We start from the raw sequence: 12,817 nt of genomic DNA on the forward strand, positions 1-12,817 counted from the left end.
TTCCGATGGCCTTCAAGGGGACCGGTCTGCACCTGCCGGAGCGGGTCGTCACCAACGACGACCTCGCGGCGGTGGTCGACACGTCCGACGAGTGGATCACCAGCCGGACCGGCATCAGGGAACGGCGCTGGCTCGCGCCCGAGCGCGCGGTCTCCGACATGTGCGTCGACGCGGCGGTGCAGGCACTCGACAGCGCCGGGACGGCCGCGCGGGACCTCGACGTGGTCATCGTCGCGACCTACACCGGGGACCAGCCGCTGCCGTCCACGGCCCTGATCGTCAAGGAGGCGCTCGGCGCGCACCGGGCGCTGACTCTCGACGTCACGCAGGCGGCGTGCGCGAACGGGGTGCAGGCGTTGTTGCTCGCGGCCCACCTGCTGCAGACCTCGGCCGCCCGCGAGGTGCTCGTGGTCGCCGCGGACTGCGCGAGCCGCGTGACCGACCCGCTCGAACGGACCAGCCGCGTCTTCTTCGGCGACGCGGCGGCCGCGGTCGTGCTCGGGCGGGGCACCGGCGGCGGTCTGCTGGGCTGGGACTTCGGTTCCGAGCTGTCCTACGAGGTCCAGATCAAGGCCGGTGGCTCCCGGCTGCCCACCACGGCGACGACCGTGGCGCAGCGCGAGCACTACCTGGCGATGAACGGCAGGGCGGTCTGGGACACGGCGACGAGGTGGCTGCCCGACAGCATCCTCACCGCCGCGGCCCACGCGGGGGTGGAGCTCGACCGGATCGACCACTTCTTCCTGCACCAGGCCAACCTGAACATCCTCACGGCGGCGCTGGACAAGCTCGGCGTCCCCGCGGCGAAGGCGCCGATCACCCTCGACCGGCTGGGCAACACCGGGTCCGCGGGGGTCTTCACCGCTCTGCACGCGCGCTTCGGCGAGCTGGAGGAGGGGGACGTCTTCGTCATGTCCGCGATTGGCGCCGGGTTCCAGTGGGGCACGCTCTGCTTCCGGCACTGAGGTGCGCGCGGGACGTGATTTCCCAGGTCAGCTGAGACGCCTCGGGCGCGGGTATGCCCGAACCTTATGGCCAATTGGTATGTACCACTTCGAGTGACCCTCGTCGTACGGTCTGCGGGCAATCACCCTGCGTGCAAGGAGCGGACATGAACCGCAAGCTCATCGCCGCCGCCACAGCGGCGGTCACCGCGGTCGGACTGACAGTCGCGGTGGCGCTGACGACCAGCGCCACCGCGGCCGACACGACCGACCCCGCCCTGCTGGCCGCGATGGCCCGCGACCTCGGCATCTCCTCGGAGCAGGCGCGCGAGCGCCTCGGCGCCGAGAAGGTCGCGGGCCAGACCGACGCCACCCTGAAGTCCCGCCTCGGCGCGGCGTACGCCGGGTCCTGGCTGGACGGCGCCGGCAGGACCCTCACCGTCGCGGTCACCGACCCCGCGCTGGCGGGCACGGTGCGCTCGCACGGCGCCGTCGCCTCCACGGCCAAGCACAGCGCGTCCACTCTGGACAGTGCGAAGACCAGGCTGGACGCCAAGTCCACCACCGCCCCCGACGCCGTTCCCGGCTGGTACGTCGATGTGCGCGCCAACAAGGTCGTGGTGCTCGCCCGCTCCGGTGGCGAGGCACAGGCGACGGCGTGGGCGGCCGAGGCCGGTCTGCGTGGCGACGTCGTCGCCGTCGAGGCCAGCACCGAGGACCCGAAGCCGTTGATCGACGTCATCGGCGGCAACGCCTACGGCGTCCCCGGCGGCGGCCGCTGCTCCATCGGCTTCGCCGTCGAGGGCGGCTTCGTCACCGCGGGCCACTGCGGCTCCACGGGCGGCCGCACGTCCAACCCCGGCGGCACCATCCAGGGCAGCAGCTTCCCCGGCAACGACTACGCCTGGGTCCGCACCGACGCGGGCAACACCCCGCGCGCCCTGGTGAACCGCTACCCCGGCACGGTTCCGGTCGCGGGCTCGCAGGAGGCGCCGGTCGGCTCCTCGGTCTGCCGCTCCGGCTCCACCACCGGCTGGCGCTGCGGCACCATCCAGCAGAAGAACGCCTCGGTCACCTACCCCGAGGGCACCATCACCGGTCTGACGCGCACCAACGCCTGCGCCGAGCCCGGCGACTCCGGCGGGTCGTGGCTGACCGGTGACCAGGCCCAGGGCGTCACGTCCGGCGGGTCCGGCAACTGCCAGTCCGGCGGCACGATCTACTTCCAGCCGGTGACCGAGATCCTGCAGGCCTACAACCTGCGCCTGGTGACGTCGGCCGGTCCGACCACGACGACCCCGCCGACCAGCACGACGACGACCACGCCGCCCGGCGGTGGTGACTCGTGGGCGCCGTACACCTACTACGGCACCGGTGCCCAGGTCACCTACAGCGGCGCGACCTACCGCGTCGTGCAGCCGCACACGTCCGTGCCCGGCTGGGAGCCGCCGAACACCCCTGCCCTCTGGCAGCAGGTCTGACGGCGACGGTCCCCGACGGCGGCGCCGTCGGGGACCGTGCTGGCTAAACGGGTTCGAGCAGCGCGGAGATCCGGGCGACCCGGCCGTTCGCGCCGTACTCGAAGTGCAGGTACCGGTTGTTGACCTCGAACCGGTCGAAGCTCGGGCCGCTGCGCTCCGGAGTGCCCAGGAACGCCGTGACCTCGTCGCGGGTGGCGGTGGTGGAGAGCCCGTGCACGAGCTCCGCCGGACGCGGGTACACGCCGTAGGTCTCGTCGTCGGGATCCGGCTGGGTCCGCACCATCGCCGACGTCAGGACGTCGTCCTCGAAGAGGAGTTCGGTCCCGGCCTCCTTGAAGACGAAGTACGTGGACTTCTCGCCGTCGAAGTCGTACTCGCTGACCTCCATCGCGGGGCCGACGAGGACGACCGCCTCGAGGATGCGGCTGTCGCCCTGGCGGTGGCCCAGCACGTCCAGCAGCACGGCGATCTCGCCGGAAACCGTGTTCATATGCCCTTCTTTCGGTTCGCGGCGCGCAACTCGGCGAGGGCCGCGTCGACGTCCTTGGCCGAGTAACCGTGAGCGAGGAGGTTCTTGCGGGTCGTAGCGTAGTCCCTGTTCGCGGCCTTGCTGAGATCCGCCGCGTCGTCCTCGATCTGCTTCTTCGTGTTCTTGCCGCGGAAGGTGTCGCTCTTGGCGTGGACGTCCTTCGGGACCTCGATGGCGTTCGCCTTGTTGTGCAGGGCGTCGGCCTCCTGCCTCGTCAGCTTGCGGCCGAGCCGCTTCTCCTCGGCGCGTTTGAGCGCGGCGGAGGACGGGATGTGGTCGTGCTCCAGGTTGTCGCCGACCTTCTCGCGCTTCTTGAGGTTGGCGTAGGAGTCGACGTCGAGCGCCTGGACGTTGTTCGGACGCTTCGCCGTGCGCAGCTTCGTGCCGATAGGGTTGAAGACCCCGGCGTTGGTGATGGTCCTGTTCGCCTTGGGCTTCTTGACCTTAGGCATTGAGCACCTGGCTGATGGCGAGGTCGATCGCCTGGTCGAGGAGGATCGAGGTGATCTCCTTGAAGATGGGGATCTCCAGCAGCGAGACGCCGAACGTGGGCACCGCGGTCGCGATGGCCTGGGCGATCTGGACGGCGAGCACGACCAGCTGCGCGACGACGGCGATCTTGAGTGCGACCACCACGCCTGCGCAGACGTAGAGGCCTGCCCCGACCAGTGACGAGGCGGTGGCGCCGTCCTCGAGGTTCTTCTTCGGTGACTCCTCGTCGGTCCAGAACGCCTTGAAGCCGTCGATGGCCGCGCCGGTGTTCGCGGTCAGCACCTGCTGGGCGTGCCCGTCGGCGGCGGCCGCGGCGGGGCCGAGGCGGTCGGCGAAGTCGGACCAGAGGCCGCCGAGGTCGAAGAGCTTGCCCTCGTCGCTTTCCGGCCAGTTGAAGCCGAGGGTGTTGAGCAGCCCGGACAGCTCCGGCGGCAACATCATGCCCGTGGTCATGCCTGATCTCCCATGAGCTGCTGGAACGAGGTCTGGTTGGCGATCTCGACCGCCGTGTACTCGTCGGCCATGCCCTGCAGGTTGTGGCCGATCTCCGCGAGACCGTCGGCGTTGTCCTCGAACGACTCGAAGGCGGCCTCGGAGACGATCTGGTAGATCGTGCCCAGCGCCGAGCCGAGCTCGTCGCCGCCGAACGCGTCCGACAGCGCCTCGACCCGGCTGCGGAACGCGGCGATGTCGCCCGTCAGCGAGTCGCCGGTCCCCAGGATCTCCTTCGCGGACCCGCCGATCACCTCGGCGGACACTTCCATCCCGGACATCGTTGTCACTCCCTAGTGGACGGTGCGCATGATCGAGGTGAGGTTCGTCGTGTAGGCGCGCAGGTGCTGCATGCTCTGCTCGCGGATCTGCTCGGCCTGGTCGCTGACCGCCTGCAACGCGGCGACGTCGAGCGCCGGCCGTTGCGCGGCGGCGGCCTGGCGTTCCCACTCGTCGATCGCGGTGTTGACGGCCTGGATCACCGACTGCGTCAGCTGCGCGGGCGGGTACTGCACCGCGACGATGGTCAGCGACAGCGCGTGGACCTGCCCGTGCACGACGGCGGCGTTGACCTCGTTGTCCTCGTCGCTGCCCTCGCCGACGACCATCGGCGCCGGATCCGCCGCCAGCGCCGCCTGCGCGGACGTGACCACGCTCAGCGCGTCCTGGAACAGGTGGTCGACGTACTGCGGCGTGCTGTCCCCGCTGGTCCCGGTCTTCGCCATGGACGCCTCGAGCAGCCCCTGGATCCGGCGCAACGCGTCGCCGCCCTGCCGGCCGAAGTCGGCGAGCTGCTGCCCCAGCGCGGCGAGGTCGGGCCCCGGATCACCGGCGCCGGGCGTGTCGATCAACGACTGCGCCAGCGCGGCGTTGATCGCGCCCCTGATCGGCTGCGCCACCGCACCGGGCGGCAGCGTGAGCAGCTCCGGGTGGATGTCGAGCCAGATGACCCGGCGGTCCCGCACCACGACGCTCACCCCCGGTGTCGTGGCGACCGAGTCCTCGAGCTCGTACGGCTCCGGCGGCGGTGGCGTGTACCCCGCTCTCGCGAGCGCCAGCCGGTGGCGCTGCTCGGCAAGCCGTGACTCGTAGTCCTGGCCCTCGTCCGACCTGTCACCCTCTGTCATGAATTACCTCCCTGCTTCGGAGAGTAGCAACATGGTCGCGGAGCGATAGCGCGAAAGGAGTAACTGAGAGCGCTGGAAAGCGCCAATTGATACGCAGGGTGGCTTTGAGTCTTCTGATTACTCCGAATCGGGTATGCGAATGCGGGAGATGGCGGTGCCCTGGGCGGACCCGCCCCGACCGGTTCGGGACTTCCTCCGGAATCTTGAGGTTGGCCAGAGGAAACGCGGAGGGTGCCCTGAGAGAGCCCTCGCAGTCTTGTGTCAGCGCCACCGCACGGGGCGGCCGCGCAGACCACCGGGAGCACCGCAGATGACCCAGCACCACGCCGACCGCCGCCGTTCCGCCTGGCGTCCGCTCGCCTTCGCCGCCATCGGGACCGCGACGCTCGTCGCCATGGGCACCGGCGTGTGGGCGACGTTGTCCGCCACCGCGACCAACACGACGCCCGAGCAGGTCACCTCCGGCACGCTGAAGCTGACGATGGCGAACAACGGCGCCGGTTTCGCGCAGAACATCACCAACCTGGCGCCCGGCGACACGGTCAACCGCTACGTCGACCTGACCAACGCCGGCACGCTCGACGGGCAGGCCCTCACCCTCCAGGTCGCGGCGGCCGGGTCGCCCCAGCTCGTCACCGACGGCGCCACCTCGAAGGCGCTGCGGGTCTCGGTCTGGCAGTGCACCGGCGGCACCTGGAACCCGAACACCGGCGTCTGCACCGGAGGCAGCGCCACCAGCGTCCTCGCCGCCACTCCGTTGTCCGGCCTGGGATCCGCCGTCCCGCTGGTGCCGTGCAGCATCGCGAGCGGGGGAGTGACCCGCCTGCAGGTGTCGGTGCAGCTGCCCGACCAGACCGAGACCACGGTGAACGGCGTGGCGCCCGCGGCGACCGTGCAGGGCCAGTCGGTGTCGCTCACCTACACGTTCTCCGAGACCCAGCGCACCGCCGCCACCACCAACTCCTGAGCAGCGAAGGACATCCGGCCGCGATGACGACGACCTCGTTCCCCGCTCGCCTGGGCGCGGTGCTCGGCGTCGTTCTCGCGGCCTGCGCCCTCCCCGGCACCGCGCACGCCGACGTGGACGCGGACGCCGTCGCGACCTCCCAGGCCGCGACGGCGCGGTGGGCGGCCACGCTCGTCCGCCCGGACGGGACGGTCCTGACCGGAAGCGCCTGGAGCACCAACTACACCAGCGCCGTCACGAGCTACGTCCACGGGAGCGTCCGCAACACCGGCACCCTCCCGCTCGCCGCCCAGACCTACGCGCTGTCGACCTCCGGGTTCCTCCTCGGCGCGCCCGCCGCCACGGCGTGCGTGAACGGCGTCTGGCAGGCGGCCGGCAACACCTGCACCGGCACCCCGGTGCCGTTGTCCGGCGCGACCGCGCTGCCGGTCGCGGCCGGGGGCGCCGTCTCCGTGCGGCTCACCCTGCCGCCCGCGCTCAACGGCACGGTCGCCCTGTCCGTGTCCGTCGCTCGTTCCCAAGCCCGCGCCACCTCGTGAACGGAAACCCCATGACGACCACCACGAACAAGAAGCCGGTGCGCGGTGTCGTGTCCGGCGTGCTGCTGGCCGCGCTCGCCGTGGCCGCGGTCGCGGGCGCACTGGTCGTCGTGCTCGCCAGGGTCGGGTTCTCGCCGGTGCTGTCGCCCAGCATGGAGCCCGCCTTCGCGCCGGGCGACCTGCTCGTCACCCGTGCCGTGCCGGTGGCGGACCTCCGGGTCGGCGACGTCGTGGTGCTGCCCCGCCCGGACGTGCCGGGGGAGCGGTACGCCCACCGCGTCGTCGAACTGACCGCACGTTCGGGTGAACCCGTGGTGCGGACGAAGGGGGACGCGAACGAGTCGGCCGACCCGCAGCCGTTGCGCATCACGTCGCCCACCGTGCCCGTCGCCGTCGCGAACGTGCCGGTCGTGGGCAGGGTCGCGCTCCTCGGCCGGGACACGGGCGTGCGGATCGGGCTGATCGTGCTGATCGGCGGCGCGGTGCTGCTCGGGACGCGCCGCCTCCTCTACCGGGACCCGCGGTGACATCCGTCCTGCCGCGTCCGGCCGGCCGCTCCACACTGGACGGGATGGCCGCCGCGAAGATCCTCGTCGTCGAGGACACCCCCGAGATCAGCTACGTGATCGAGCTGGCGCTCGCCGACGCCCGGTTCGACGTGCGCGTCGCCGCGGACGGCGAAGAGGGCCTGCGGGCCGCCCGGCAGTGGGTGCCGGACGTCGTCGTGCTGGACCTCAACCTCCCGGACCTCGACGGGTTCGAGGTGTGCCGGCGGCTGCGCCAGTTCACGTCGGCCTACGTGATCATGCTGACCGGCCGCGCCGACGAGGTCGACAAGCTGATCGGCCTGACCAGCGGCGCCGACGACTACATGACCAAGCCGTTCTCCCCGCGCGAGCTCACCGCGCGGGTGCAGGTGATGCTCCGGCGCCCGCGCGGCGGTCCGTCCGCGCCCGAGGTACCGCACCAGCGCCGCACGCTCGGGCCCGTCGAGGTCGACCTCGACACCCGCGAGGTGCTGGTGCGCGGCGAACCGGTGCCGGTCACCCGCATCGAGTTCGAGCTGCTCGCCGCCATCAGCGAGAACCCGCGTCAGATCCGCACCCGCGACCAGCTGCGCACCCGTGCGTGGGGCGAGGCGTGGCTCGCCGACGACCACGCCGTCGACGTGCACCTGTCGAACCTGCGCCGCAAGCTCGCCACCGCCGGAGCCCCCGACCTGATCAGCACGGTCCGCGGCGTCGGCTACCGGGTGAACTGGAAGAACCTGTGACCCGCCGGGTGCTCGTCGTCGACGACGAAGCGGACATCCGCGAGCTGGTCGTGCTGTCGCTGCTCGGCACCGGCTGGACCGTCGGCGCGGTGGCGTCCGGCGAGGAGGCGGTGCGCCTGTGCGCCGCGGGAGGGGTCGACGTCGTGCTCCTCGACGTGGACATGCCCGGCATGGACGGCAGGCAGACCGCCGAGGCACTGCTCGCCGATCCCCGCGCGACCGTCGAGGTCGTGTTCCTCACCGCCTCGGCCGACGTCGAGGACCTGCCGGGACCGGTCGTGCGCAAGCCGTTCGACCCGCTGCTCCTGGCGGCCCAGGTGGAGGAGCTGGTCAGCCCCGGGGCTCCGCCAGCGGCAGCTCCAGTGTGAAGGTCGTGCCCGCCGCCGACGTCTCCGTCACCGCGACGGTGCCACCGTGCGCGGTCACGATCCCGCGGGTGATGGCCAGCCCGAGCCCCGCACCCCCGTCGCGCGCGCCCGCCTCCAGCCGCACGAACGGTTCGAAGACGCGGTCGGCCTGGTCCGGCGGGATGCCCGGTCCCTCGTCGCGCACCTGCACCCGCGCGGTCAGCGGCCCGGCCTCGCGCACGACCTCGACGGTGGTGTCCGGGCGGGACACCTTCACGGCGTTCGCCAGCAGGTTCGTCAGCACCTGAGCCAACCGGTCGGCGTCCCCGCGCACGACCACGTCCGGGCCGCGTTCGGCCAGCCGCACCCCGGCCCGGCGCGCCGTCTCCGCGACCGAGCAGAAGGCCTGCTCCGTCACGGACGCGAGCCCCACCTCGCCGATCCGCAACGGCAGCGTGCCCCGGCGCGTGAGCGTGAGGTCCATCAGGTCGTTCGTCAGCCGCACCAGCCGGTCGGTGTTGCGCACGGCGATCTCCACGAGCCGTTCCGCCTGCGGCGGCAGGGACCCGAACCGCCCCGACTCCAGCAGCTCCAGCGACCCGTGCACCGACGTCAGCGGAGTCCGCAGCTCGTGACTGGCGACCGCCACCAGGTCCCCGGTCGCCCCGGCCCGGCACTCGACCTCCGCCCACGCCGCCAGGTCGTTCAACAGCTCCCGCTCGTCCGGCGTGAGCCTGCGCGGCCGTTCGTCGAGCACGCACAACGTGCCGATCAGGTGCCCGGACGCCGCCGCGATCGGCCGGCCCGCGTAGAACCGGACGTGCGGTGGCCCCACCACCATCGGGTTGGTCGCGAACCGCGGGTCGTCGAGCGCGTCGGGCACCTCCATGAGCTCCGGCTCGCCGAGCGCGTGCGAGCAGAACGACTCGCTGCGCGGTGTCTGCGCGGCGTCGAGGCCCGCGGCCGACTTGAACCACTGCCGGTCGAGGTCCACCAGTGACACCAGCGCGATCGGCGCGTTCAGCAGACGCCGTGCGGTGCGGGTGATCCGGTCGAACCGCTCCTCGGCGGGAGTGTCCAGCACACCGGTCCCGCGCACCGCCGCGACCCTGCTGATCTCGGCGTCCCACGCGTCGCTGATCACCGTTCGAGTATCGGCACGACCGGGACGGCGGCGCACGTCGCCGACACCATCGGGGGACAGGCGCCGGTCGTGGTCTTCCGAGTAGCGGGTAAACGGTTCGCCGCCGAGGCGAGTCTTCAAGGGTGATGGCTGACTACGACGACTTCACCCGAGCGCACCTGCCGCGGCTGCTGCGGTACGCCACGATGCTCACCGGCGAACGGGAGCAGGCCGCGGACCTGGTGCAGGACGTGCTGGTCAAGATGTACCGGCACTGGTCCCGGATCAGCGCCGCGGACCACCCCGAGCGGTACGTGCTGCGGATGGTGACCAACGGCTACCTGTCCTGGCGGCACAGCTGGTCCGCGCGTGTGATCACGCCGGGCGACCTCCCCGACGAGGCGCGGGCGGACGACTTCGCGGCGGACCACGCCGCGCGCGAGGACATGTGGCAGCGCCTGGCGCGGCTGCCCAAGCGCCAGCGGGCCGTGGTGGTGCTGCGGTACTACGAGCAGCTGCCCGACGCCGAGATCGCCGGGCTGCTCGGCTGCGCCCAGGCCACCGTCCGCGCACACGCCCACAAGGCACTGGCCGCACTGCGACACGGCCTGGCCATCGAGCAGATGGCCGAGGCCAGGGAGACCCGATGAACATCGAAAACCTGATCAAGGACACCTTCGCCGCGCGCGAGGACGAGGCGCCCGACAGCGACGCGGTGCTCGCCGCGGCCCGCCGGCGCATCGACCGGCGCTCGAGCCGGAGCCGGCCGCTGGCCGTCGCCGCCGGTGCGACCGTGCTGACGCTGGGCGCGGTCACCGCCGTGGTGCTGAACCGCCCGGATCCCGTGACACCGCCCGAGATGATCGCCACCGCCGCCAACGACTCCCAGGCCGCCGACCCGGCCCCGGCGGGCCTGAAGATGCCCTTCTCCCTGGGGTGGCTGCCGCCGGGCACGGTCGCCTACCGGGCGCAGCGGATCAACGTCGGGTCCAGCGCGGCCGCCCCGGCCACACCCCTGTACGGCGGCGAGTACATGCTGACCGTCACGGCCGGCGCGCAGGTCCTGGAGGTCGACGTCCAGGAGTTCCGGATGGTGTCCGTGGCCGAGGCGCACTTCAAGTCCGGCCCCGGCCGGCCGACGACCATCGGGGGCCGGCGCGCGGTCGAGAGCTCGGTGTCGACCGGGCCGGGCGGGTACGAGCTGTACGTGGAGCACCCCGACGGCGGGTCGACGTACGTGAACGTGTCCGCCGCGCCCGGCAGCACCGCGCCCGCGCAGCAACTCGTCGACGCCGGCCGCCGGATCGCGGAGAACGTCCAGTTCCCGGGCACGACGACCGTCACCCCGGCGTTCGGCCTGCGCGAGCTGCCCGGCGGGATGCGGGTCTGCGCCTTCAACGTCCAGCAGGACTCCGTCCGAGTCCTGGGCGCCGCGGGGGCCGGCACGAGCTATTCGCTGGGCACGTGCGCCGTCCAGCCGACCGTCCACGTCAACAGCGCCGTCGTCGGCCAGCCGCCCGCCACGCCGGGACAACCGGTGCAGGGCCATCAGACGCGCTACTCCGACGAGAACGGCTACCACCGGCTGTGGGTCCTCGACGCACTCGGGGACGCCCCGGTCGTCCTGGCCGGCCGCGTGCCCGTGGCCGACCTGTACGACATCGCGAACCGGCTCGTCCTGCCGGGCTGACCCCGGCTCGGCGCGAGCGTCCGCAACCGGACGACCTACCCTGGGCGGCGCCGCGACGAACCCGCGGTCCGACAGTGAGGACGGCTGATGCGACCGCTGGGTTTCAGCGACGACCAGGACCACGAGCAGGACTGGCTTCCCGGCGGCGACCAGGCCGCCGAGGACGCCTTCCTGGAGTTCGTCGCCCGGCACCGCGCCGCGGACAACACGTCGTTCTGCATGGAGGACGAGGCCGTCGAAGAGGCGCTGGTGTTCATGGTGGACATCGGCGCAATCTGCCGGGTCAAGGGGTGGCAGGACTCGCACACCGAGTACCGGGTCGTCACCGGCCCTGGCGACCACCGGACCCTGGCGGCCGAGTTCGCCCGCGGCGGGTTCACCGCTCTCGACGTCCACGGCCCCTGGCTGCCGGATGCCGATAGCTTCCTGGAGGCCCGATCGGAGCACCTGAGGCGCCGAGCGGCACCCGCGGCCCGTCCAGGCGACGACCTCCGCTCGGAGTTCGACCGGTCCGTGCTGCGCCGGACCCACCCGCGCGAACTGCGCCGCCATGTGGACGCCCTGACCCGCGCCGACGGACGCGACCCGGTCACGGTCTCCGGAGTCACCCACTACGGCTTCGGCACCGGCGACACCGTCAACGCCTGGTTCGGATCGGACGGTCGCGGACTGGTGCTGACGTACGACCGCTCCAGCGCGCTCGCCTCCACAGAGGACACTCACGCCGCGCTGTACGACGGCGTGCCGGCGGACCTGATGGCCTGGGTGAGGAACGTGCCGGAGACGGCGACCACGCGCACCGTCCCGCACCCCGACGGCGGCACGGTGGTGGCCGCCACCGGGATCTTCACGTTCTCCGGCCCGTGCGCGATGGCGGACGGCCTGGTGACGCGCCTGTGGGAAGACGGGCTCGGCATCGAGGCCACCGGAGTCGGCCGGCTGCTCGAACACCACCTCGAGATCTCGGCTCCGGAGAAGGACGAGACCGCGCCACTCGACCCCGAGGCGCTGACCCGCTTCTGCGAGATCTGGGCCGACAGCGGCTACAACGACCGCTGGGACGTGCACTACGTCCTGTTCGACAGCCGCACGCTCGAAGAGGCGGGTCCGGCCAGGGACGAACTCCTCGACCTGGTCCGCACGCTCGGCCTCGAGCGCGTCGACTCCCCACCGGGGGCGGCCACCGGTGAGGTGTGGGTCCGCACCGACCCCCGGATCGACGCCGAGCTCGGCAACTGGGCGTAGCCGGCTAGCGCAGGTACCCGACGATCCGGTCGAACGCGGCCGTCATCTCCGGGGACGCGAGGAAGTCGTCCAGGCGCGCGGACACCTCGTAGTCGACTGCCTCCAGCGACCGGATCGCCAGCTGCACCACGTGTTCCGGGTCGCGGTCGGCGAGGTAGTTCATCCAGTGCTCCAAGGCCTGCAACGCCCACAGCACCTGCGGATCCATGTCGCCGTCGGACAGCGTGCCGCCGTCGACGGTGTCCAGCCACGCGCGCAGCTGGTCCGGCGTGCTGCCCGCCGGATCGGTGCGCGCCTCGTCGAACGCCTGCCGGGCGGCGTCGTCGAACTCGACCTCCGCGGCGTCCGCGAGATCGCCGTCGGCGGTCAGCCGGACGACGGTCTCCGCGCAGAACCGTTGGCGCTTCTCGTGGTCTGCGGCCGCGACCAGATCGCGGACGGCCTGCTCCACCTCGGTGTAGTGCACGACGTGATCCAACCAGCTTCCCGCTTTCCGCACGGCGACGGCGGTCGCTCTGCCTATGATTCCTGGCCGGCACCGGCCGGCACAGGGGCGAGGGGGAGCGGA

17 protein-coding genes are annotated in these 12,817 nt (G+C 72.0%); 10 read left to right on the top strand and 7 right to left on the bottom strand.

Translation table 11 applies throughout. The annotated features are described in order from the left end of the window. Nucleotides 1–5: 5 nt before the first annotated feature. Nucleotides 6–965: a beta-ketoacyl-ACP synthase 3 gene (locus tag ABZX02_RS01780; protein WP_355294186.1), complete on the top strand. Its 960-nt coding sequence runs from the start codon at nucleotides 6–8 to the stop codon at nucleotides 963–965. A 146-nt stretch (nucleotides 966–1,111) separates the two neighbouring features. Next, entirely contained in the window at nucleotides 1,112–2,425 is a 1,314-nt protein-coding gene (locus ABZX02_RS01785; RefSeq protein ID WP_355294187.1) for an alpha-lytic protease prodomain-containing protein, read from the top strand. A 43-nt stretch (nucleotides 2,426–2,468) separates the two neighbouring features. Here ABZX02_RS01785 and ABZX02_RS01790 read toward each other — a convergent pair whose 3' ends face one another. Genes ABZX02_RS01790 through ABZX02_RS01810 form a run of 5 tightly spaced genes read right to left on the bottom strand, consistent with a single transcriptional unit; the run spans nucleotide 2,469 to nucleotide 5,065 of the window. Then, the gene (locus ABZX02_RS01790) at nucleotides 2,469–2,915 is read right to left on the bottom strand and encodes a hypothetical protein (RefSeq protein ID WP_355294188.1); all 447 of its coding nucleotides are present in this window, start codon (nucleotides 2,913–2,915) and stop codon (nucleotides 2,469–2,471) included. Next, nucleotides 2,912–3,406, bottom strand: a complete 495-nt coding sequence (locus ABZX02_RS01795; protein ID WP_355294189.1) for a hypothetical protein — start codon at nucleotides 3,404–3,406, stop codon at nucleotides 2,912–2,914. The genes ABZX02_RS01790 and ABZX02_RS01795 overlap by 4 nt, the downstream gene beginning before the upstream one ends. Then, nucleotides 3,399–3,899: a hypothetical protein gene (locus ABZX02_RS01800; protein WP_355294190.1), complete on the bottom strand. Its 501-nt coding sequence runs from the start codon at nucleotides 3,897–3,899 to the stop codon at nucleotides 3,399–3,401. Before ABZX02_RS01800 ends, ABZX02_RS01795 begins: the two co-directional genes overlap by 8 nt. Next, nucleotides 3,896–4,219, bottom strand: a complete 324-nt coding sequence (locus tag ABZX02_RS01805) for a hypothetical protein (RefSeq protein ID WP_355294191.1) — start codon at nucleotides 4,217–4,219, stop codon at nucleotides 3,896–3,898. The genes ABZX02_RS01800 and ABZX02_RS01805 overlap by 4 nt, the downstream gene beginning before the upstream one ends. A 12-nt stretch (nucleotides 4,220–4,231) precedes the next feature. Further along, nucleotides 4,232–5,065, bottom strand: coding sequence for a hypothetical protein (locus tag ABZX02_RS01810; protein ID WP_355294192.1), 834 nt, complete (start codon nucleotides 5,063–5,065; stop codon nucleotides 4,232–4,234). A 310-nt stretch (nucleotides 5,066–5,375) separates the two neighbouring features. Here ABZX02_RS01810 and ABZX02_RS01815 point away from each other — a divergent pair, with 310 nt between their 5' ends. Genes ABZX02_RS01815 through ABZX02_RS01835 form a run of 5 tightly spaced genes read left to right on the top strand, consistent with a single transcriptional unit; the run spans nucleotide 5,376 to nucleotide 8,212 of the window. Next, a complete protein-coding gene (locus tag ABZX02_RS01815) occupies nucleotides 5,376–6,032 on the top strand; it encodes a TasA family protein (RefSeq protein ID WP_355294193.1) in 657 nt (218 codons plus the stop codon). A 23-nt stretch (nucleotides 6,033–6,055) separates the two neighbouring features. Then, on the top strand, nucleotides 6,056–6,571 hold the full coding sequence (locus ABZX02_RS01820; RefSeq protein ID WP_355294194.1) for a hypothetical protein: 516 nt from the start codon (nucleotides 6,056–6,058) through the stop codon (nucleotides 6,569–6,571). Nucleotides 6,572–6,582: 11 nt separating this feature from the next. Next, nucleotides 6,583–7,098 (top strand): signal peptidase I, encoded by a 516-nt coding sequence (locus ABZX02_RS01825; RefSeq protein WP_355294195.1) that lies wholly within the window; start codon nucleotides 6,583–6,585, stop codon nucleotides 7,096–7,098. Further along, on the top strand, nucleotides 7,095–7,844 hold the full coding sequence (locus ABZX02_RS01830; RefSeq protein WP_355294196.1) for a response regulator transcription factor: 750 nt from the start codon (nucleotides 7,095–7,097) through the stop codon (nucleotides 7,842–7,844). Before ABZX02_RS01825 ends, ABZX02_RS01830 begins: the two co-directional genes overlap by 4 nt. Then, on the top strand, nucleotides 7,841–8,212 hold the full coding sequence (locus ABZX02_RS01835; protein ID WP_355294197.1) for a response regulator: 372 nt from the start codon (nucleotides 7,841–7,843) through the stop codon (nucleotides 8,210–8,212). The genes ABZX02_RS01830 and ABZX02_RS01835 overlap by 4 nt, the downstream gene beginning before the upstream one ends. Here the strand turns inward: ABZX02_RS01835 and ABZX02_RS01840 are convergent. After that, nucleotides 8,175–9,335 (bottom strand): GAF domain-containing sensor histidine kinase, encoded by a 1,161-nt coding sequence (locus tag ABZX02_RS01840; RefSeq protein ID WP_355294198.1) that lies wholly within the window; start codon nucleotides 9,333–9,335, stop codon nucleotides 8,175–8,177. The genes ABZX02_RS01835 and ABZX02_RS01840 overlap by 38 nt on opposite strands. A 125-nt stretch (nucleotides 9,336–9,460) precedes the next feature. Here ABZX02_RS01840 and ABZX02_RS01845 point away from each other — a divergent pair, with 125 nt between their 5' ends. The 3 genes from ABZX02_RS01845 (at nucleotide 9,461) to ABZX02_RS01855 (ending at nucleotide 12,249) form a co-directional block, all read left to right on the top strand. Further along, nucleotides 9,461–9,964 carry a SigE family RNA polymerase sigma factor gene (locus ABZX02_RS01845; protein ID WP_355294199.1) on the top strand — a complete coding sequence of 168 codons (504 nt, stop codon included), beginning with the start codon at nucleotides 9,461–9,463 and terminating at the stop codon, nucleotides 9,962–9,964. Next, nucleotides 9,961–11,004, top strand: a complete 1,044-nt coding sequence (locus tag ABZX02_RS01850) for a hypothetical protein (RefSeq protein WP_355294200.1) — start codon at nucleotides 9,961–9,963, stop codon at nucleotides 11,002–11,004. The genes ABZX02_RS01845 and ABZX02_RS01850 overlap by 4 nt, the downstream gene beginning before the upstream one ends. An 87-nt stretch (nucleotides 11,005–11,091) precedes the next feature. Beyond that, nucleotides 11,092–12,249, top strand: a complete 1,158-nt coding sequence (locus tag ABZX02_RS01855; RefSeq protein WP_355294201.1) for a DUF6357 family protein — start codon at nucleotides 11,092–11,094, stop codon at nucleotides 12,247–12,249. Between the two features lie 4 nt (nucleotides 12,250–12,253). Here the strand turns inward: ABZX02_RS01855 and ABZX02_RS01860 are convergent, their stop codons facing one another. Further along, nucleotides 12,254–12,715 (bottom strand): hypothetical protein, encoded by a 462-nt coding sequence (locus tag ABZX02_RS01860; protein WP_355294202.1) that lies wholly within the window; start codon nucleotides 12,713–12,715, stop codon nucleotides 12,254–12,256. Nucleotides 12,716–12,817 lie beyond the last annotated feature (102 nt).

Origin of the sequence: Lentzea sp. NPDC003310 (genome assembly GCF_040610935.1) — a bacterium.
Classification (GTDB): Bacteria; Actinomycetota; Actinomycetes; order Mycobacteriales; family Pseudonocardiaceae; genus Lentzea.

Excerpts from the sequence above, each read along its gene's own strand:
- ABZX02_RS01780 (WP_355294186.1), top strand. The coding sequence starts at position 6 with ATGGCCTTCAAGGGGACCGGTCTGCACCTGCCGGAGCGGGTCGTCACC.
- ABZX02_RS01785 (WP_355294187.1), top strand. The coding sequence starts at position 1,112 with ATGAACCGCAAGCTCATCGCCGCCGCCACAGCGGCGGTCACCGCGGTC.
- ABZX02_RS01790 (WP_355294188.1), bottom strand. The coding sequence starts at position 2,915 with ATGAACACGGTTTCCGGCGAGATCGCCGTGCTGCTGGACGTGCTGGGC.
- ABZX02_RS01795 (WP_355294189.1), bottom strand. The coding sequence starts at position 3,406 with ATGCCTAAGGTCAAGAAGCCCAAGGCGAACAGGACCATCACCAACGCC.
- ABZX02_RS01800 (WP_355294190.1), bottom strand. The coding sequence starts at position 3,899 with ATGACCACGGGCATGATGTTGCCGCCGGAGCTGTCCGGGCTGCTCAAC.
- ABZX02_RS01805 (WP_355294191.1), bottom strand. The coding sequence starts at position 4,219 with ATGTCCGGGATGGAAGTGTCCGCCGAGGTGATCGGCGGGTCCGCGAAG.
- ABZX02_RS01810 (WP_355294192.1), bottom strand. The coding sequence starts at position 5,065 with ATGACAGAGGGTGACAGGTCGGACGAGGGCCAGGACTACGAGTCACGG.
- ABZX02_RS01815 (WP_355294193.1), top strand. The coding sequence starts at position 5,376 with ATGACCCAGCACCACGCCGACCGCCGCCGTTCCGCCTGGCGTCCGCTC.
- ABZX02_RS01820 (WP_355294194.1), top strand. The coding sequence starts at position 6,056 with ATGACGACGACCTCGTTCCCCGCTCGCCTGGGCGCGGTGCTCGGCGTC.
- ABZX02_RS01825 (WP_355294195.1), top strand. The coding sequence starts at position 6,583 with ATGACGACCACCACGAACAAGAAGCCGGTGCGCGGTGTCGTGTCCGGC.
- ABZX02_RS01845 (WP_355294199.1), top strand. The coding sequence starts at position 9,461 with ATGGCTGACTACGACGACTTCACCCGAGCGCACCTGCCGCGGCTGCTG.
- ABZX02_RS01850 (WP_355294200.1), top strand. The coding sequence starts at position 9,961 with ATGAACATCGAAAACCTGATCAAGGACACCTTCGCCGCGCGCGAGGAC.
- ABZX02_RS01855 (WP_355294201.1), top strand. The coding sequence starts at position 11,092 with ATGCGACCGCTGGGTTTCAGCGACGACCAGGACCACGAGCAGGACTGG.